This window comes from Actinomadura rubrobrunea NBRC 15275 (assembly GCF_001552235.1).
Lineage (GTDB): Bacteria > Actinomycetota > Actinomycetes > Streptosporangiales > Streptosporangiaceae > Spirillospora > Spirillospora viridilutea.
Genome location: NZ_BCQU01000006.1, coordinates 45,663 through 64,302, shown reverse-complemented (window position 1 = coordinate 64,302; position 18,640 = coordinate 45,663). Strand labels below are relative to the sequence as shown.

The following is an 18,640-nucleotide window of genomic DNA, read 5'->3' as shown; positions in this document are numbered from 1 at the left end:
GGGATGATGAGAACCTGACTCCGACCGGTGTTGTGATGGAGGCGGGAGCGCCAGCCTGCTCCCATTCACGCATAGTGATGAAGAATTGCCGCGCGGTAGGGGACCCTCGGGGACGGAGGTGTTGTCCATGAGCACCGATACGTCCGTTCCGCATCCCCGGCTCTCGGGGACGGAGGGCCAGCCCATGGACGCGTCCGACTCCGCCCTGTACGCCACGCTGATGCGGGAGGCGCCCGCCGGTTTCGCGTTCTTCGACACCGACCTGCGCTGCCGCCGGGCCAGCGACGCCCTGGCCGGGATGCTCGGCGTCCCCGCGTCCCGGCTGCACCGCAAGCGCCCGCGCGAGGTGCTGCCCGACGACCTGGCCGCGGTGTTCGAGGAGGCGCTGCGCCGCGTGCTGGCCGACGACCGGCCGCTGTCGGAGCAGGACCTGACCGTCCGGCTCGCCGGGCGGGACGCCGCGTCGCCCGAGGACGGCGCCGAGGAGACGGCCGCCGAGACCGGGCGGGACGCCGACCCGGCGGCCGTGCCGACGCCCGCGATGCCTTCCGCCGACGCCCTGCCCCCGGCCGCCACGGTGCCCGGGCCCGGCGCCGACGAACGCATCCTGGCCTGCTCCTGGCTGCCCTCCCACGGCCCCGACGGCCGCCAGCTCGGGGTCGTGCTGACCGCGCTGGACGTCACCGAGCGGCGCCGCGCGGAGGAGGTCATCCGGCGCAAGGAGCAGCGCTACCGCTCCCTGGTCGAGGCCAGCTCCCAGGTGGTGTGGGTGGCCGCGCCCGAGGGCGGCGTGCTCGACGACGCGCCCGAGTGGCGGGCGATCACCGGTCAGACCCCCGAGGAGTACGCCCTGGGCGGGTGGCTGGCCGTCGTCCATCCCGAGGACCGCCCGCGCATCGAGGCGCACTGGCGCGAGTGCGTCGAGGAGAACCGGGTCTTCGAGACCGGCTACCGCATCCGCACCAAGAGCGGCACCTACCGGCACTTCGACGTGCGCGCCGTGCCGATCTGGCGGGGCGACAAGGTCATCGAGTGGGTCGGCGCCAACACCGACGTCACCGGCCAGCGCGAGGCCGAGGAGATGCGCGGCCGCCTGACCGAGCAGCTGTCGGCCGCCGCGCTGCGCACCGCCCGGCTGCAGCAGGCCACCTCGATGCTGGCCGAGGCGCTGACCGTCAGCCAGGTCGTCCAGGTGATCACCGAGGTGGGCCGGTCGGCGATCGGCGCCGACTACTCGGCGGTGGCGCTGCTGGACGACGACAAGCTGCGGCTGTCGGTGGTGTCCCCGCCCGGCGACGGCCGCGGCGGCGAGGGCCGCGCGGTCCGCGAGGAGATCAAGGTCTCCGACCAGACGGTGATGTCGGTGGCGGTGCGCGAGAGCCGGCCGTTCCTCGCCGAGCACCCCGACAGCCTGCGGCTGCAGCTCGGCCGCGACGAGGCGGGCTTGTTCCTGCAGCACACCGAGGAGCGCGCCTGGGTGGGCCTGCCGCTGCTGGCGGCCGGGGCGCCGATCGGCGCGCTGCGGTTCTCCTTCACCCGGCCGCGCGAGATCACCGAGGAGGAGCGGGTCTTCCTGGAGGCCCTCGCCGGGCAGTGCGCCCTGGCCGTGGAGCGGGCGCTGCTGTTCGAGCGCGAACACCGCACCGCCGAGGAGCTGCAGCGCAGCCTCCTGCCCAGCGACCTGCCGCGGCTGCCCGGCATGCAACTGGCCGCCCGCTACGACCCCGCCACCCGGCACGTGCAGGTCGGCGGCGACTGGTACGACGTGTTCCGGCTGCCCGACGACCGGCTCGCCGTCGCCGTCGGCGACGTCATGGGCAAGGGCGTGCTGGCCGCGGCCGGAATGGGACGCGTGCGCAACGCGCTGCGGGCGCTGGCGCTCAACGACCCCCGGCCCGCCGCCGTGCTGGCGGGCCTGGACCGGCTGTTCAGCGCCACCGAGGACGAGGAGCAGTTCACCACCGTCGCCTACGCGGTCATCGACCCGGAGACCGGCCGCGGGGCGTTCAGCAACGCGGGCCACCCTCCGCTCCTGCTGATCTCCGGTGACGGCACCGCCGAGCTCAGCTCGCGCGAGCCCGGGACCCCGCTGGGCTGGCCGTCGCAGCGGCAGCAGGCGAGTTTTTCCATCGAAACCGGCAACACTGTGGTCTTCTATTCCGATGGACTGGTGGAGAACCGTAGGCGTGGGGTGGACGCCGGGCTGGACGAGCTGGTCGCGGCCGCGGCGGACGCTCCACCTGAAGTGGTAGGAGATCCGGAGAGACTCGTCGACTTCCTGGTCGATCGGATGCTTGCGGGGTATGAGCAAGTGGACGATGTGACCGTACTCGCCCTACACGTCCCGCCCAAGAGCGGGTAGTGACGCCCCCGGAGCCGCGCTGAGCGGGCCCGGTCCGTACAAAGGACCGCTCGGCGCCCTCTAAGGTGGTGTGTTACCGGGCAGACATCACGAGAAGCGGAATGCGCAGCCGTGCCAGAATGCTTGACCCTTGTAAGAGCGGGTACGCTGCGGTCCCGCACAGGGTGGCCCCGCCCGGTGTGTGGTCCCACCCCGTGTGAGGCCGAGCCCGTCAGGGCACTTGGGTCAACCAACCCACACGTTCGTTCGAGAGGTATTTGTGTCGCCTGCTAGCTCGACCTCGAAAGCGTCGGAACTGCACGAGCAAGTGATCGCGCAGCTGATCGAGCGTGGACGGTCCCAGGGTTACCTCGAAGCCGACGACGTACGCCGTACGTTCGAAGAGGCCGACATCCCCGTGTCGATGGCCTCCAGGATTCTGCGGAGCCTCAGCGAGAAGGGTGTGACCGTCATGGTCAGCGCTGCCGACTCTGCGGCGCCGAAGCGTTCGCGCAAGCGGGCGACCACGCCGCGCAGAGCCAAGACCGCCGCCGCCGCCAAGGAGCAGCCCGACACGGTGACCGCCGTCGTGACGGAGCGATCCGGCGACACTGGAACCTCCGGCGAGTCGGCCGCGCGGTCGACCTCCCGCAAGTCCGGCAAGAGCGCGGCCAAGCCGGCCGCCAAGAAGCAGGCCAAGAAGAGCGGCACGGGCACCGCCAAGAAGTCCTCGTCCACGACCAAGACCACGAGGAAGAAGGCCGCCGGCCCCTCCGCCGTCAAGGTGGGCGCGACCCGCCCGGGCGACGAGCCCGACCTCGAGGACGACGTCGATGTGACCGACCTGGACGCCGACCTCAGCGACCTCGAGGCCGACCTGGCCGACGACGCGGTCGTCGATGACCAGGCCGACGTCGAGGACGAGGAGGAGGCCCAGGGCAAGTCGTCCGCCAAGGACGACGACGCGGGCGACGGCGAGGAGGAGGCGTTCGTCCTCGGCGATGACGACGAGGACGCCCCGGCCCAGCAGATCGCCGCCGCGGGGGCCACCGCCGACCCGGTCAAGGACTACCTCAAGCAGATCGGCAAGGTCCCCCTGCTCAACGCCGAGCAGGAGGTCGAGCTGGCCAAGCGCATCGAGGCCGGTCTGTTCGCCGAGGAGAAGCTGGCCAAAGAGGGCCACCTGATGTCCGAGGAGGACCGGCTCGACTACGAGTGGATCGCCGAGGACGGCCGCCGCGCCAAGAACCACCTGCTCGAGGCCAACCTGCGGCTGGTGGTGTCGCTGGCCAAGCGCTACACCGGCCGCGGCATGCTGTTCCTGGACCTGATCCAGGAGGGCAACCTCGGTCTGATCCGCGCCGTCGAGAAGTTCGACTACACCAAGGGCTACAAGTTCTCCACCTACGCCACCTGGTGGATCCGGCAGGCGATCACCCGGGCCATGGCCGACCAGGCCCGCACCATCCGCATCCCGGTGCACATGGTCGAGGTGATCAACAAGCTGGCCCGGGTGCAGCGGCAGATGCTGCAGGACCTCGGCCGCGAGCCCACCCCGGAGGAGCTGGCCAAGGAGCTCGACATGACCCCGGAGAAGGTCGTCGAGGTCCAGAAGTACGGCCGCGAGCCGATCTCCCTGCACACCCCGCTGGGCGAGGACGGCGACAGCGAGTTCGGCGACCTGATCGAGGACTCCGAGGCGATCGTCCCGGCCGACGCGGTCAGCTTCACGCTGCTGCAGGAGCAGCTGCACTCGGTGCTCGACACGCTGAGCGAGCGCGAGGCGGGCGTGGTGTCCATGCGGTTCGGCCTGACCGACGGCCAGCCCAAGACGCTGGACGAGATCGGCAAGGTGTACGGGGTGACCCGCGAGCGCATCCGGCAGATCGAGTCCAAGACCATGTCCAAGCTGCGCCACCCGTCCCGGTCCCAGGTGCTGCGCGACTACCTGGACTGATCGTCTGCACGCACGCCCGCCGCGCCCGGGGGAGGCGGCGGGCGCGCGGTCGGCGCGGCGCGCTCAGGAGTGCAGGACGACGTCGAGGTTCGCGCCGTTCAGCTCGACGGTGTGGCCGAGGTCGGCCGCGACCTTGGCCAGTTCCTCCGGGGTCCGCGGCGACGCCCCGGCCTTGATCAGGTCGTGCGCGAGCCTGCCCCGCGTCGCCTTGGCCATGTGGCTGACCACCGTGCGCCGCGGCACGCCGTCCACGACGCGTTCGCGGAACACCCGCACGGCGACGACGGGTCCGGGGCCGGCCTTCCAGGCGGCGGCGTACGGCCCGGACCGCATGTCGACGATCAGGCCGGCCGGCCGCAGCGCCCCCGTGAGCGCGGGGCGCCACACCGCGGCGAGCCTGCCGAGCGGCGGCAGCGAGGCGTTCATCGCCAGCCGGTACGCGGGCACGCGGTCGGTGAGCCGCAGCGCGCCCCACAGCCCGGAGAACACGATGATCTGCTCGGCGGCCCGGTCGGGGTCGAGGGCGGGCAGGTCCAGGTTGTCGTAGAGGACGCCGGTGTAGAGGCGGGCGACCGGCAGGGCGGGCGCCTCGGCCAGGGCGCGGTTGCGGGCGAGGGCCTCCTCCGCCTGCCCGGCGGGCAGCCCGAGGACGTCGGCGGCGTCGTGCCGCCGGCACACGTCGCGCAGCGCCGCGAGCACGCGCTCCCGCGTCGGCGTGAGGTCGGGGAAGCTCAGCGCGGACAGGTCCAGCGGCGGACCGTCCGCGGCGGACGCCTTGCGCTCCGACGGCGGCAGCAGGATGTGCACTTTCTGCGATCCGTTTCTACGCTCAGTGACCGTGCGAATGCATTGCACAACGGAATAATGGCGGCGTTCTTCCGCCCGTCCGTCACTATCTGTAATCGACTGGATGCAATGCGCGTCCGCCGGCCGTGCTCGGGAATGCGAAACGGCGGCCACCCCGCGGTGACCGCCGTCGCAACCATTTATGGGGACGGCTACCGCTCCGCATGGGTGGCGGAGGCCGCGGTCGCGTTCAGCCTGTCGGTCTCGTCCTGGATGTCGGCCCCGATGGCACGGAGCGCTTCTGCGTACTTGCGCCCGTGGTGAGCGCAGAACAGAAGGTCGCCGCCGCCCGCAAGGACCGCACGGACGTACGCCTGAGCGCCGCAACGGTCGCAGCGGTCTGCGACGGTCAGCGGCTTCGTCGGGGCAAGGGCTCCAGTCACGGCACCTTCCTCATGCTCGGGGTCGGTACTTAGGACAACATCTAACCCGACCTCGACGTTCCCAACCTGCTTCTTAGTACGCCTACAGCAGAATGGCCCAATAAGTGACCGAGGTCACAGCATTCGCGGGCGGTTCGTGGTGTTTTCTCGACGGCCCGCCGGAAGGCCGTTCGTCGGCGTCCGCGCGACGTCCGAGGTGATCGTCCGAGGTAGTCGTCCGAGGTGATCGTCCGAGGTGATGGCGCCGCGCGCCCGCTGCGCGCGATCATGATCGTGTCCCGCGGAGCCGCGGAGGGGCCGGGCGTCGCCGCGCCACTGATCGGGAATGCGTATTCCCAGGCCATCGCCCGTCCGCCGTGGTTTGATGGAAGCGACGCGGGGATCACGCGGCCGATGGAACGGCCGCCCCCGGCACCGGTCTTGTCGCGAGCGCCGCGCGGCCCGCCCGGACGCCGCGGCGCGCCGGTGAAAGGAGTGTCGGCGGGCGGGGGTAACCTTCTGCCGAACTCGACCGATTCGACCACCCGAGCCTGCCTCATCCCCGAGGAGCGCACCAGTTGACCGCCGCGACCGCTGAAGCGACCACCGACGACCCGCACGGTTACTCCGCCCGGCACCTGACGGTGCTGGAGGGCCTGGAGGCCGTCCGGAAGCGACCCGGCATGTACATCGGGTCCACCGACGGGCGCGGGCTCGCGCACTGCCTGTGGGAGATCGTCGACAACTGCGTCGATGAGGCCCTGGCGGGGTACTGCACGCACATCTCCGTCACCCTCCGCGCCGACGGCTCGTTCGAGGTGGCCGACAACGGGCGGGGCATCCCGGTCGACATCGAGCCCAAGACCAAGCTGTCCGGCGTCGAGCTGGTGATGACCCGGCTGCACGCGGGCGGCAAGTTCGGCGGCGTGTCCTACACCGCCTCCGGCGGCCTGCACGGCGTGGGCGCCTCGGTGGTCAACGCGCTGTCGGCCCGCCTGGACGTCGAGGTCGACCGCGAGGGGCACACCCACGCCATCAGCTTCCGCCGCGGCCTGCCCGGCGAGTTCGACGGGGACGGCCCCACCGCCAAGTTCAAGAGGAAGTCGGGGCTGCGCAAGATCCGCCGGGTCGCCAAGACGACCACCGGCACCAGGGTGCGGTTCTGGCCGGACATGCGGATCTTCCTCAAGGGCGCCACGGTGGAGACCGAGCAGGTCCTCGACCGGATGCGGCAGACCGCGTTCCTGATCCCCGGCCTGACCATCGACGTGCGCGACGAGCGCGGCGAGGAGGTCGTCGAGGAGACCTTCCGCTTCGACGGCGGCATCAGCGAGTTCTGCTCCTTCCTCGCCAAGGACCCGCCCGTGGTGGACGTGCTGCGGCTGCGGGGCCGGGGCCACTTCACCGAGACCGTCCCCGTCCTGGACGAGCAGGGCCACCTCATCCCGCGGGACGTCGAACGCGACCTCGAGGTGGACGTGGCGCTGCGCTGGGGCACCGGCTACGACACCGTCTGCAAGTCGTTCGTCAACGTGATCGCCACGCCCAAGCACGGCACCCACGTGCGCGGGTTCGACCGGGCCCTGGTCAGGGTGATCAACGACCAGCTGCGGGCCACCCGGCTGCTGAAGAACAGCGACGAGGACGTCATCAAGGACGACGTCCTGGAGGGCCTGACCGCCGTGGTCACCGTCCGGCTGCCCGAGCCGCAGTTCGAGGGGCAGACCAAGGAGGTGCTGGGCACCTCGGCCGCGACCCGGATCGTCCAGCAGGTCGTCACCCGCGAGCTCAAGGCGATCTTCGAGAACCCGCCGCGCGGGCAGAAGCAGCAGCTGCGCGCCGTGCTGGAGAAGGTCGTCGGCGCGGCCCGGACCCGGATCGCGGCCCGCACCCAGCGCGACAACCAGCGCCGCAAGAACGCCCTGGAGAACTCCGCGCTGCCCGCCAAGCTGGTCGACTGCCGCACCACCGACGACCGCAGCGAGCTGTTCATCGTGGAGGGCGACTCGGCGCTCGGCACCGCCAAGCTGGCCCGCGACTCCGAGTTCCAGGCGCTGCTGCCGATCCGCGGCAAGATCCTCAACGTGCAGAAGGCGTCCACGGCCGACATGCTCAAGAACGCCGAGTGCGCCGCGATCATCCAGGTGGTCGGCGCCGGCTCCGGCCGGACGTTCGACCTGGACTCGGCCCGCTACGGCCGCATCATCCTCATGGCGGACGCCGACGTGGACGGCTCGCACATCCGCTGCCTGCTGCTCACGCTGTTCTACCGCTACATGCGGCCCATGCTGGAGGCCGGCCGCGTCTTCGCCGCCGTCCCGCCGCTGCACCGCATCGAGCTCCTCAAGCCCAAGAAGGGCCAGGACAAGTACGTCTACTGCTACAGCGACGCCGAGCTGCGCAAGAAGCTGGTGGAGTTCGAGCGCAAGGGCCTGCGCTGGAAGGAGCCCGTCCAGCGCTACAAGGGCCTCGGCGAGATGGACGCCGACCAGCTGGCCGAGACCACCATGGACCCGCGCCACCGCATCCTGCGCCGCATCCGCATCGAGGACGCCGAGGAGGCCGCGCGCATCTTCGACCTCCTCATGGGCAGCGAGGTCGCCCCGCGCCGCGAGTTCATCGCCGCCGGCGCCGCCGAACTCGACGCCGGCCGCATCGACGTCTGACCCGCCGCACCGCCGCCCCTCCCCGGCGCCAGGTCTGTGGTGGCGCTGCCTGTGGTGGCGCTGCGTTACTTCTTGCTGCTGCGGGTAGTGGAGGGCCGAAGCGCCGGGCAGGAGGGGGCATGGCGGGGGCGTCGGGCGATCCGCGGACGGTGGAGGGCGGGCTGCGGCGCGTCATCGGTCGCCGGATGCTGCTGGTGTTCGTGATCGGGGACATCCTCGGCGCGGGCGTCTACGCGCTGGTCGGGCAGGTCGCCGGCGAGGTCGGCGGGGCGGTGTGGATACCGTTCCCGGTGGCGTTCATGCTGGCCGCGCTGACCGCCGCGGCCTACGCCGAGCTGGTCGGCAAGTATCCGCGGGCGGCCGGGGCGGCCCTGTACGCCCACCGGGCGTTCGGGGTGCCGTTCGTGACGTTCCTCGTGGCGTTCGCGGTGATGATGAGCGGGGTCACGTCGGCGAGCGCCGCGGCGCGCGCCTTCGGCGGCGAGTATCTGGCCGAGTTCGCGCCGCTGCCCGCGCCGGCGGGCGCGCTCGGCTTCCTGGCGCTGGTGACCCTGGTCAACCTCGCGGGGATCTCCGAGTCCGTCAAGGTCAACGTGGTGCTCACGGTGGTCGAGGCGTCCGGCCTGGTCGTCATCATGGCGATCGGCGCGGTGGCGCTGGCGACCGGGAACGGCGATCCCGGGCGCGCCCTGGACTTCCACCCGGCGGGCGGCGCGTTCATGGGCGTGCTCGGCGGGACGGCGCTGGCGTTCTACGCGCTGCTGGGCTTCGAGGACTCGGTGAACCTGGCCGAGGAGGCGCGCGACCCGCGCCGCGACTTCCCGCTCGCGCTGTTCGGCGGGCTGGCGGTCACCGCGGTGGTGTACACGGCGGTGGCGTTCACCGCGACCATGCTGGTGGACGCCCGGACGCTGGAGCGGTCGACGGGGCCGCTGCTGGAGGTCGTCCGCGCGGCCGGACTCGGCTTCCCGCCGAAGCTGTTCGCGCTCATCGCGCTGCTGGCCGTCGGGAACACCGCGCTGATCAACATGATCATGGCGTCGCGGCTGGTGTACGGGATGGCGCGGGAGGGCGTCGTGCCGCGCGTGTTCGGCGCGGTGCATCCGACCCGGGCCGTGCCGTGGACGGCGATCGTGTTCACCACCGGCGTCGCCGTGGTGCTGGTGAGCACGGGGGACGTCGGCGGGCTGGCCGACACCACCGTGCTGCTGCTGCTCCTGGTGTTCGCGCTGGTCGACGTGTGCGTGCTGGTGCTGCGGCGCGAGCGGGCCGCCCGCGACCACTTCCAGGCGCCGACGTGGATGCCGGTGCTGGGCGCGGTCGGCAGCCTGCTGCTCGCCCTGCCGATCACCGGCCGCGACGGGGAGGTCTACCTGCGCGCCGCCGTGCTGCTGGGGATCGGCGCGGTGCTCTGGTCGGTCGACCGTCTGGTCGCCGGAGGGAGGAGCGGCGACGCGAGCGGTCGCGCGGGCGCGGGCACCGGTCGGTGACCGCCGTGGCCGTCACGGTGTCACGGGGAGGGCCACCCAGGACGGGTGGGCCGGGTCGTGCCAGATCTTGACGCCCTTGCCGATCGAGCGGCCCAGCTGGGGCAGCGGCGGGAACAGGTGGGGGAAGTCGCCGGTCTGGATCGACACGCGCAGCCGGTGGCCGGGCTTGATCTCGGCGGCGATCGGGAAGACCTCCACGTCGACGGCGACGGGCGTGTTCTTCGGCATGGCCTTGGCCGACGCCCTGGTGTACGGGTGGTACGGCTGGACGATCAGGCCGTCGCGCCGGACGGTGCGGGCCTCGTCCAGCGCCCGCAGGGAGAGCACCTGCCAGCCGCTGGTGAGCTGGGTGGCCGTCCCGTCGGGGGCGACGTCCTCGACGCGCACGGTGAGCTGGCCGTCGCGGGCGGAGCCGGACACCACCAGGTGCGCGTTGATCGGTCCGGCGAGGCGCAGCGGCCGGCGGACGGGCAGGTCGTAGACGACCCCGAGCGCGTCGTTGGAGCTGTTGTCGTGCTCGCAGGACAGGTCCAGGTACTTCAGGAGCCCCGCGCCCGCCCACTGGACCGTGGAGCGGGTGCACAGGCCGGCGAACGGGTTCCACGGGACGTGGTCGGGGCCTCCTGTGGCCTGACCGGTCGTCAGGGCGCCGGGCCGTCCCGGAGCGGCCCGCCCGGAGAGCCGGAACGCCTGGTAGCGGGTCCCGGCGGGCGGCCACTGGGCGGTCTTCACCCAGCGTCCCGACCCGTTCTCGAAGTAGGTGACCGGCGGCACGTCCCGGTCCAGCGCCGGGTCGGGGACGTCCCGGACGTAGCGGTCGAACCAGCGGAGCATGAGGTCCTGCAGCGACGGGCCGGGCGGCACCGGTGTGCCGGGGATGGTCACGCCGAGCGCGGGCGAGGCGCCGTCGATGTGGTACCACGGCCCGTACACGAACCGGGCGGGGACGCGGCGCGCCAGCCGCTGGTAGAGCATCGGCTCGCTGCGTTGGAAGATGTCGAACTCGCCGCCGACGATGAACGTCGGCACGTCGACCCTGTCGACGATCTCCAGCGGCGAGCGCGTCCGGTAGAAGGGGCCGTCGAACGCCTTGTCCCCGCCGGCGAGCGCGTCGAGCAGCATGGCGATCTGGAAGTCGGCGATGTTGCCGAAGTGCTCGCGCAGCACCCGCGCGGCCCGCGCGGGGTCGGCGCCGGCGTAGGTGGGCGGCAGCAGTCCGGTCACCGAGACCGCTGCCAGCCACATCGGCACGAAGCCCAGACCCAGCTGCCCGCCGGTGCCGATGACATCGCGGTAGGCGTCGCCCATCGGCACGACGGGGAACAGGGCCTTGAGCCCCCGGGGACGCTGCGCGGCGGTGAACAGCTGGTTGATGGCGCCGTACGAGGCGCCGACCATGCCCACCCGCCCGTCGCTCCAGGGCCGCTCGCGGGACGCGGCCCAGGCGACGGCCTCGGCGCCGTCGCGCTGTTCACGGGCGCTGAAGGCCTCCCAGCGGCCCTGCGAGCCGCCGGTGCCGCGCACGTCCACGATCACCTGGACGTAGCCGCGCCGCACCAGGTGGTCGCTGGCCATGTTCGCGCCGGGCAGCGACTTGTTGTACGGGGTCATGGTGACGATCACCGGGAAGCGGCCGGGCACGGGCCGGCCGTCGCGGGCGGGCCGCCGGACGTCGGCGACCAGCCGGACGCCGTCGCTCATCGTCAGCGTGACGTCCCTCTCGGTCGCCACCTCGTAGACGGCGGGGCGGGGCGTCCATCCGCTCGGCGCCCAGGCGGCCGGGACGGCGGCCGTGCGGGCGGCGGGGGCGACGGCGGGGTCGACGGCGGGTGCGGCGTGGACGGGGGCGGTGCCGGCGGTGAACGCGAGCGCGGCGGCGGCGAGGGGAGCGGTCCAGCGGGTGGCGGGGCGCATCGGGGGGACCTCCTGGGCGGTTTCCCGCCGGTAACGTAACCACTCGCTTATCCGCGGACAAGTATTGACATGTGGTCCAGTAGCGTCTACCTGGGCCGGGGGAGGGAGCCGGAGGCCAATATCCTGGGGCGACTGCCGTGGCGGCCCGGAACGGAGGGGGGCGCGTTGGGCGTTCGCAATCGGAAGGCGGCCGAGACGGAACGGGCGCTGAAGGACGCCGCCCGCAGGCTGTTCGTCGAACGGGGCTACCTCGACACCAAGGTCACGGACATCACCCGGGCGGCGGGGCGGGCCACCGGGTCCTTCTACGACCACTTCACCGGCAAGCAGGAGCTGCTCTCGGCGCTGCTGCGCGACATGAACGGGGACGCCGGAGGGGAGGCGAAGGGGCATCCCCGCGACCACGACCTGACCGATCCCGCGCAGCTGCGCGCGCACATCGAGGACTTCTGGAGGACGCTGCGCGACCGTCTTCCGGTCGTGGTCGCGCGGTTCCAGACGACGATCGCCGCGCCGCCCGGATCGGGCCGCGCCTGGCGCGCCCTGGCGGACAACACGGCCGTCCTCCGCGAGCATCTGGAGCACGCGCGCGAGCGGGGGCGCGAGCTTCCCGGAGACCCCGCGCTGATCGCCGCGGCCATGGGCGCGATGCTCACCCTGCTCGGATTCGCCCTGCTCACCGGCGGCGAGGACGTCCCGGACCTCGGCGACGGCCAGATCGTCGACGCCCTCACCGAGCTTCTGCTGCACGGCTTGGCCGGTCCGCCCCCGTCAGCGAAGGGCTGAGCCCGGCGCCGGGCGGCTCACAAGAGGCTCAGGACGCGTGCGCGGTGGGCCGCCGGCGCCCCCCAGGCCGAGTACAGGGCGCGGGCCTTGCGGATCCACAGGGACGGGGCGTACTCGTCGGTGTAGGCGATGGCGCCGTGCACCTGAAGGGCGGTCTTCGCGGTCATGTAGGACGCCTCGGCCGCAGCCGCTTTCGCCGCGGACACGTCCCGGGGGAAAACCGCCGTCCCGTAGGAGAGCGCCGCCCCGTACACGAGCGGCCGGGCGAACTCCAGGTGCACGAGCGCGTTCGCCAGGTGGTGCTTGACGGCCTGGAACTCGCCGATGGCGCGGCCGAACTGCCGGCGCGTCTTGGCGTACTCCACCGACGCGTCCAGCAGCGCCCGGCCGACGCCCAGCTGCTGGGCCGCGCACAGCAGGGCGGCCAGGTCGACGGCCGCTGCGGTCGCGTGCGCGTCGTCCGGTCCGGCGGCGAGGGGAGCGTCCGGACGCACCTCGAACAGCCGCCGCGCCGGGTCGACTCCGCAACGCATCGCGGCGGGACGGGCGGTCCGCGGCGGCCCGTCGTCCTCGGCGACGGACACGACGAGGTCGGCGACGTCGGCGTCGAGCGCGTAGGGCCGGGCCAGCGAGATCATCGCGTCCCCGGCGGCGACGCGCGGCAGCCAGGCGGCGGCGAGCGCGTCGTCGCCGAGACCGCCGATCAGCGCCGCGCCGGCGAGCGTCTCCACGAACGGCCCCGGAACCGCGTGGCGCCCCAGTTCGAACGCCGCCGTGACCAGCTCCACCGGCAGCGTCCCGGCCCCGCCGTGCGACTCGGGCACCGCCAGCGCGAACACCCCCGTCTCGGCCAGCGACCGCCACAGCGCCCGCCCGGGCGCGGCGTCGCCCGCCGCCCACGCGCGGATCGCTGCCGGGGTGTCGGCCTCGGCGAGCAGCTTGTCGAGGGTCTCGGCGAACAGCCGCTGCTCGGCGTCCAGGACGAACCTCACCGCGTCCCCCTCGGCAGGCCGAGCACGCGCTCGGCGACGACGTCGCGCTGGATCTCGTTGGTGCCCGCGTAGATCGGGCCCGCCAGGGAGAACACGTAGCCCTCCAGCCAGGGCCCGGCGAGCTCGCCGTCGGCGCCGAGCAGGTCCAGCGCGGCCTCGTGCAGCGCCACGTCCAGCTCCGACCAGAAGATCTTGTTCAGGCTGGCCTCGGCGGCGGTCCCGTCGGTCCGCGACACCGTCTCGAAGCCCTTGAGCCGGTAGGCGCGGGCCTTGATCCACGCGTCGGCGACCCGGTCCCGCAGGGCCGCGTCGGACGGGTCGGCGCGCTCCCGCCACAGCGCCACGAGCCGGTCGGCCGCGGCGGTGAACCGGCCGGGGAAGCGCAGCGTGAGGCCGCGTTCGCTGCCCGCGGTGCTCATCGCCGCCCGCCAGCCGTCGCCGGGGGCGCCGATCACGTCCTCGTCCGGGACGAACACGTCGTCCAGGAAGAGCTCGGCGAACGCGGGCTTGCCGTCCAGCCGTCCGATCGGGCGCACGGTCACGCCGTCGGCGTCCAGCGGGAACATCAGGTACGTCAGCCCCCGGTGCCGTTCGGCGTCCGGATCGGAGCGGAACAGGCCGAACGCGCGGTCGGCGAACGCCGCCCGCGAGCTCCACGTCTTCTGCCCGTTGAGCAGCCAGCCGCCGTCGACGCGGGCGGCGGCGGCGCGCAGGGACGCCAGGTCGCTGCCCGCGCCCGGTTCCGACCACGCCTGCGCCCAGATCACCTCGCCGCGCGCCATGGGCGGCAGGACGCGGGCGAGCTGCTCGGGCGTGCCGTGCTCGAACAGCGTGGGCGCGAGGAGGTTGATGCCGTTCTGGTTGACGCGTCCGGGGGCGCCCGCGGCGTAGTACTCCTCCTCGAAGATCAGCCACTGCAGCACGGTCGCGCCGCGCCCGCCGTACTCCCGCGGCCACGACACCGCCGACAGGCGGGCCTCGCCCAGCGTGCGCTCCCACTCCCGGTGCGCCGCGAAGCCCTCCGCGGTCTCCAGCGACGGCAGCGGCTCGGCGGGGACGTGCGCGCGCAGCCACGCCCGCACCTCGTCCCGGAACGCCTCGTCGGCCGCGCCGAACTCAAGATCCATCCCCGGCCGCCTCCGCTCGCACGGGCGATCTGACAGCGATCTAGCAATCGCTTGGTAGGTTAACCCATGCGGCGCGGCCCGCGCAGCGGCGGTCCGGAGGCCGCCGCTGCCGCTTCAGGGCCCGGACGGCCGCCTACGCGGGCTCGTTGCCCGGCTTCCACTTGATGCCGCACCCCAGGCTGGGCGTGTGCGGCTCGGGGACCGGCTCGCCCGCGAGGACGCGGTCGATCGCCGCGCGCAGCGACGACCCGTCCACGGGCGCGTCGTTCCCGGGACGCGCGGCGTCGAACTGCCCTCGGTACGCCAGCCGCCGGTCGGCGTCGTACAGGAAGAAGTCCGGCGTGCACGCGGCCCGGTACGCCTTGGCGACGTCCTGCGACGCGTCCACCAGGTACGGGAAGGCGAACCCCGCCCGCTTCGCCTGCTCGCGCAGATGCTCGGCGCCGTCGTCGGGGTACCTCTCGACGTCGTTGCTGCAGATCGCCACGGTGGCCAGTCCCTTGTCGCGGTACTCGGCCGTCACCTTGCCGATGCCGTGCTCGATCCGCCGTACATATGGGCAGTGGTTCGACAGGAACACCACCAGCAGCGCGGGCGTGCCGTCGAAGTCGGTGAGCGAGACGGTCTCGCCGTCGATCGACGGCAGCGTGAACCCGGGCGCGGGCGTCCCCAGCGGAACCATGAAAGATGCGATCGCCATGCCCCCATTCTGACCTGCCGTCCCGTACGGAAGCGGGGCGGCGGGAGCCGCGGCGTGGGGGGTCCGCCGCGGCTCCCGCCGCCCGAGGCCCGTGGTCTCGGCCGGTTCAGCCCACGCCGAGCAGGGCGCGGGCCCGGTCGCGGTCGGAGCGGAACTCGGCGGTCGGGCCGCGGTGCGCGATGCGGCCCTTGCGCATGACCGCGACCTCGTCGGCCAGCCGGAACGCCAGGCGCAGGTCCTGCTCGACCAGGAGGGCGGAGATGCCGTCGCCGCGCAGCCGCTCCAGCACCTCCGCGATCTGGCCGACCACCGCCGGGGCCAGACCGTCGGACGGCTCGTCGAGCAGCAGCAGGCGCGGGTTGCGCAGCAGCGCCCGGCCGATGGCGAGCATCTGCTGCTCGCCTCCGGAGAGCTGGTCGCCCCGGTTGGCGCGGCGTTCGGCGAGCCGGGGCATCAGCTCGTAGACGCGGTCCACGGTCCAGGGGCCGCGCCGGCGGCGCCCGGCGGCGATGCGCAGGTTCTCCTCGACGGTGAGCGGCGCGAACACCCGGCGGCCCTGCGGCACGATGGCGACGCCGGCGCGGGCGACGGCGTGCGCCGCCGCCCCGGCGAGCTCGCGCCCGTCCAGGCGGATGCTGCCGGAGTAGGGCCGCAGCATCCCCATCACCGTGTGCACGAACGTGGTCTTGCCGACGCCGTTGCGGCCGAGCAGCGCCACCACCGCGCCGGCGGGAACGGTCAGGTCCACGCCGTCGAGCACGGTGGTGCCCGCGTACCCGGCGCGCAGGCCGGAGACGGCGAGCAGGTCGGTCATCGGGCACCTCCGGTGAACAGGTCCTCGGTGCGGGCGGCGCCGAGGTAGGCCGCCTGCACCGCCTCGTCGGCGCGGATCGCCTCGGGCGGCCCGGAGGCCAGGACGGAGCCCAGGTGCAGCACGGTCACCCGGTCGGCCAACCGGAACACCACGTCCAGGTCGTGTTCGACGATGACGACGGTCAGGGTGCGGGGCAGCCCTTCCAGCAGCGTCACGAACCGCTCGGTCTCGGCGGCCGACATCCCGGCGGTGGGTTCGTCGAACATCACCAGCGTCGGCTCGGCGGCCAGCACCATCGCCACCTCCAGCTGCCGCCGCTCCCCGTGCGACAGCGCCGACACCAGGTCGTGGGCGCGCCCGGCCAGCCCGACCGACTCCAGGTGCTCCAGCGCCCGCGCCTGGGTGCGCCGGAACCTGCGCGCCGGACGGTCGAAACGGTGCGCGACCCGCTGCACCCGCTGCGCCGCCAGCGCCACGTTGTCCAGCACGGTGCAGCCGAGGAACAGGCTCGAATGCTGGTAGGTGCGCAGCAGGCCGCGCCGGGCCCGGGCGGACTCCGGCAGCGCCGTCACGTCCCGCCCGTTCAGCAGCACCCGCCCGGAGGTCGCCCGCAGCGTCCCGGCGACGGTGGCGAACAGCGTCGACTTGCCCGCGCCGTTCGGGCCGATGAGGGCGTGCCGCTCGCCCTCCCGGACGACCAGGTCCACATGGTCGACGGCGGTCAGCGAACCGTACGAGCGGGTCAGCCCCTGCAGTTCCAGGACGGCGGTCATGACCGCACCTCCTTGCGGCGGCTCCTGGCGAGGCCGGCCAGCCCTCGAGGCATCAGGAACACCACTGCGACGAACACCACCCCCAGCACGAGCGCCCCGTGCCCGCCGACGTAGGCGGACAGGCTGTCGCGGACGAGCAGCACCAGCGCCGCGCCCAGGCACGGCCCCCACAGGCTCCCCGACCCTCCGATCACGACGCTGAGCAGCGCCAGCGCCGCGACCTCGAAGCCCAGGTCGCCCGGCGACACGAACCGGGCCTGCGCCGCCCACAGCGCGCCGCCCACCCCGGCGACCGCGCCCGCCAGGCAGTACACGCCGAACCTGGCGAGCGCCGGCCGGTAGCCCAAGGCCCGCATGCGGGCCTCGTTGTCGCGGATGCCGCGCAGCGTCCGCCCGTAGGGGGACCGCGCGACCAGCGCCACCGCGGCGAAGACCAGTGCGGCCACGGCCAGCACCCACCAGTAGACGAACCCGGCGGCCGGGAGCGCGGCGCCGAACACGCTGATCGGCGGCATGCCGGCCAGTCCGTTGCTGCCGCCCACCGCCGACCACGTGTCGGCGAGCTGGTGCACCGACTCGCCGATCGCCAGCGTGAGCATCAGGAACACGATCCCGCGCGCCCGCACCGCGACCCAGCCGGTCGCCGCCGCCGCGACCAGCCCCGCCGCCAGGGCCGCCGCCGCCTGCACCGCGCCGTCCGAGGTGACGTGCACGCCGACCAGCGCCGCCGTGTACGCGCCGACTCCGAAATAGGCGGCCTGTCCGAGCGTCGGCATTCCCGTGACACCGGTCAGCAGATCGACGCTGAGCACCAGCACCGCGAACGCCAGCATCCGCGTCATCATCGACACCGGGTAGGCGCCGAGCACCAGCGGGGCCGCGACCAGCAGGACCCCCACGGCCGTCGCGATCACCGCGCCGCGCCGCGCCGGACGCGGCCCGCGCACCGTGCCCGTCGGAGCGGGCGCCGAGGTCTGCAGCATCGTCATGCGCGCACCCCCGCCGCGGCCGGCAGCAGCCCGGCCGGCCGCACCAGCAGCACCGCCGCCATGGCCGCGAACAGCAGGAACGAGGCGTACTCGGGCAGCAGCGCCACGCCGAGCGCCTGCACCTGCCCGATCAGCACCGCGCCGAGCAGCGCCCCGCGCACCGAGCCGAGCCCCCCGACGACCACCACGACCAGCGCCAGCAGCAGCACCTTCTCGTCCAGACCGGGCTGGGCGCCCAGGATCGGCCCGGCCAGCACCCCGCCGACCGCGGCCAGCGCCGCGCCCGCCGCGAAGACCCCGACCAGCACCCGGCCGGTGTTCACGCCGAGCGCCGCCACCATGGCCCGGTCGGCGACCGCCGCCCGGATCACCGCTCCGAGCGGGCCGCGCTCCACCAGGCGGTGGACGGCGATCGCGAGGACGACACCGAACGCGATGACCAGCAGCCGGTACACCGGGTAGGTCTCGCCGAGGATCCGCACCCCGCCGTCGACAGGGACGGGGGCCGGCAGCGAGTGCACGTCGCTGCCGAACGCCACTGTCAGCAGTTCCGCGACGACCAGCGCCACACCGAGGGTCAGCAGCGCCTGGTCGAGGTGGTGCGGGGCGGCCCGGGTCATGGCCGCCAGCGCGCCGCCGAGCGCCGCGCCCGCCGCGGCCGCGGTCAGCACCGCCGCCACGAACGCCGCCGGGCCGCCCCCGTCGCCGAGCAGCGCGACCGCGACGTAGGCGCCGACGAGGTAGACCGCGCCGTGCGCGAGGTTGAGCACGTCCATCATCCCGAACACCAGCGACAGGCCCAGCGCGATGGCGAACAGCAGCGAGCCCATCGCCAGCCCGTTCAGGACGCTCACCAGGTACGTGTCCATGTCAGCCCAGTTCC

Annotated in this window: 15 protein-coding genes; 5 read left to right on the top strand and 10 right to left on the bottom strand. The window is 73.3% G+C overall.

Annotated elements, in window-relative coordinates; genetic code table 11:
• The first annotated feature begins 127 nt into the window (after positions 1–127).
• Both AR3_RS03180 and AR3_RS03175 read left to right on the top strand, forming a co-directional pair.
• Entirely contained in the window at positions 128–2,362 is a 2,235-nt protein-coding gene (locus AR3_RS03180) for a SpoIIE family protein phosphatase (protein WP_067908049.1), read from the top strand.
• 259 nt (positions 2,363–2,621) lie between these two features.
• Positions 2,622–4,298: an RNA polymerase sigma factor gene (locus AR3_RS03175; protein ID WP_067908046.1), complete on the top strand. Its 1,677-nt coding sequence runs from the start codon at positions 2,622–2,624 to the stop codon at positions 4,296–4,298.
• Between the two features lie 63 nt (positions 4,299–4,361).
• Here AR3_RS03175 and AR3_RS03170 read toward each other — a convergent pair whose 3' ends face one another.
• Both AR3_RS03170 and AR3_RS31965 read right to left on the bottom strand, forming a co-directional pair.
• Positions 4,362–5,105, bottom strand: a complete 744-nt coding sequence (locus AR3_RS03170) for a YaaA family protein (RefSeq protein WP_067908044.1) — start codon at positions 5,103–5,105, stop codon at positions 4,362–4,364.
• Positions 5,106–5,296: 191 nt separating this feature from the next.
• Positions 5,297–5,527 (bottom strand): DUF7455 domain-containing protein, encoded by a 231-nt coding sequence (locus tag AR3_RS31965; protein ID WP_067908041.1) that lies wholly within the window; start codon positions 5,525–5,527, stop codon positions 5,297–5,299.
• A 557-nt stretch (positions 5,528–6,084) separates the two neighbouring features.
• On the opposite strand from AR3_RS31965, the gene AR3_RS03160 reads away from it, so the two are divergent.
• The gene (locus AR3_RS03160; RefSeq protein WP_067908038.1) at positions 6,085–8,172 is read left to right on the top strand and encodes a DNA gyrase/topoisomerase IV subunit B; all 2,088 of its coding nucleotides are present in this window, start codon (positions 6,085–6,087) and stop codon (positions 8,170–8,172) included.
• A 119-nt stretch (positions 8,173–8,291) separates the two neighbouring features.
• Complete coding sequence (locus AR3_RS03155; protein ID WP_067908036.1) at positions 8,292–9,662, top strand: APC family permease; 1,371 nt, start codon at positions 8,292–8,294, stop codon at positions 9,660–9,662.
• Positions 9,663–9,674: 12 nt separating this feature from the next.
• Here the strand turns inward: AR3_RS03155 and AR3_RS03150 are convergent, their stop codons facing one another.
• On the bottom strand, positions 9,675–11,576 hold the full coding sequence (locus AR3_RS03150) for a CocE/NonD family hydrolase (RefSeq protein ID WP_067908033.1): 1,902 nt from the start codon (positions 11,574–11,576) through the stop codon (positions 9,675–9,677).
• A gap of 165 nt (positions 11,577–11,741) precedes the next feature.
• Here AR3_RS03150 and AR3_RS03145 point away from each other — a divergent pair, with 165 nt between their 5' ends.
• The gene (locus AR3_RS03145; RefSeq protein WP_067908030.1) at positions 11,742–12,362 is read left to right on the top strand and encodes a TetR/AcrR family transcriptional regulator; all 621 of its coding nucleotides are present in this window, start codon (positions 11,742–11,744) and stop codon (positions 12,360–12,362) included.
• Between the two features lie 17 nt (positions 12,363–12,379).
• Here AR3_RS03145 and AR3_RS03140 read toward each other — a convergent pair whose 3' ends face one another.
• The 7 genes from AR3_RS03140 to AR3_RS03110 form a co-directional block, all read right to left on the bottom strand.
• Entirely contained in the window at positions 12,380–13,354 is a 975-nt protein-coding gene (locus AR3_RS03140) for an acyl-CoA dehydrogenase family protein (protein ID WP_067908026.1), read from the bottom strand.
• On the bottom strand, positions 13,351–14,481 hold the full coding sequence (locus tag AR3_RS03135) for an acyl-CoA dehydrogenase family protein (RefSeq protein WP_067908022.1): 1,131 nt from the start codon (positions 14,479–14,481) through the stop codon (positions 13,351–13,353). Before AR3_RS03135 ends, AR3_RS03140 begins: the two co-directional genes overlap by 4 nt.
• Positions 14,482–14,614: 133 nt before the next feature.
• Positions 14,615–15,181, bottom strand: coding sequence for a thioredoxin family protein (locus tag AR3_RS03130; protein ID WP_067908019.1), 567 nt, complete (start codon positions 15,179–15,181; stop codon positions 14,615–14,617).
• 106 nt (positions 15,182–15,287) lie between these two features.
• Positions 15,288–15,995 (bottom strand): ABC transporter ATP-binding protein, encoded by a 708-nt coding sequence (locus AR3_RS03125; RefSeq protein WP_169803777.1) that lies wholly within the window; start codon positions 15,993–15,995, stop codon positions 15,288–15,290.
• Positions 15,992–16,768 carry an ABC transporter ATP-binding protein gene (locus AR3_RS03120; protein ID WP_067908017.1) on the bottom strand — a complete coding sequence of 259 codons (777 nt, stop codon included), beginning with the start codon at positions 16,766–16,768 and terminating at the stop codon, positions 15,992–15,994. The genes AR3_RS03125 and AR3_RS03120 overlap by 4 nt, the downstream gene beginning before the upstream one ends.
• On the bottom strand, positions 16,765–17,757 hold the full coding sequence (locus tag AR3_RS03115; RefSeq protein WP_083950886.1) for a branched-chain amino acid ABC transporter permease: 993 nt from the start codon (positions 17,755–17,757) through the stop codon (positions 16,765–16,767). Before AR3_RS03115 ends, AR3_RS03120 begins: the two co-directional genes overlap by 4 nt.
• Positions 17,754–18,626: a branched-chain amino acid ABC transporter permease gene (locus AR3_RS03110; RefSeq protein ID WP_067908013.1), complete on the bottom strand. Its 873-nt coding sequence runs from the start codon at positions 18,624–18,626 to the stop codon at positions 17,754–17,756. Before AR3_RS03110 ends, AR3_RS03115 begins: the two co-directional genes overlap by 4 nt.
• Between the last annotated feature and the right edge of the window lie 14 nt (positions 18,627–18,640).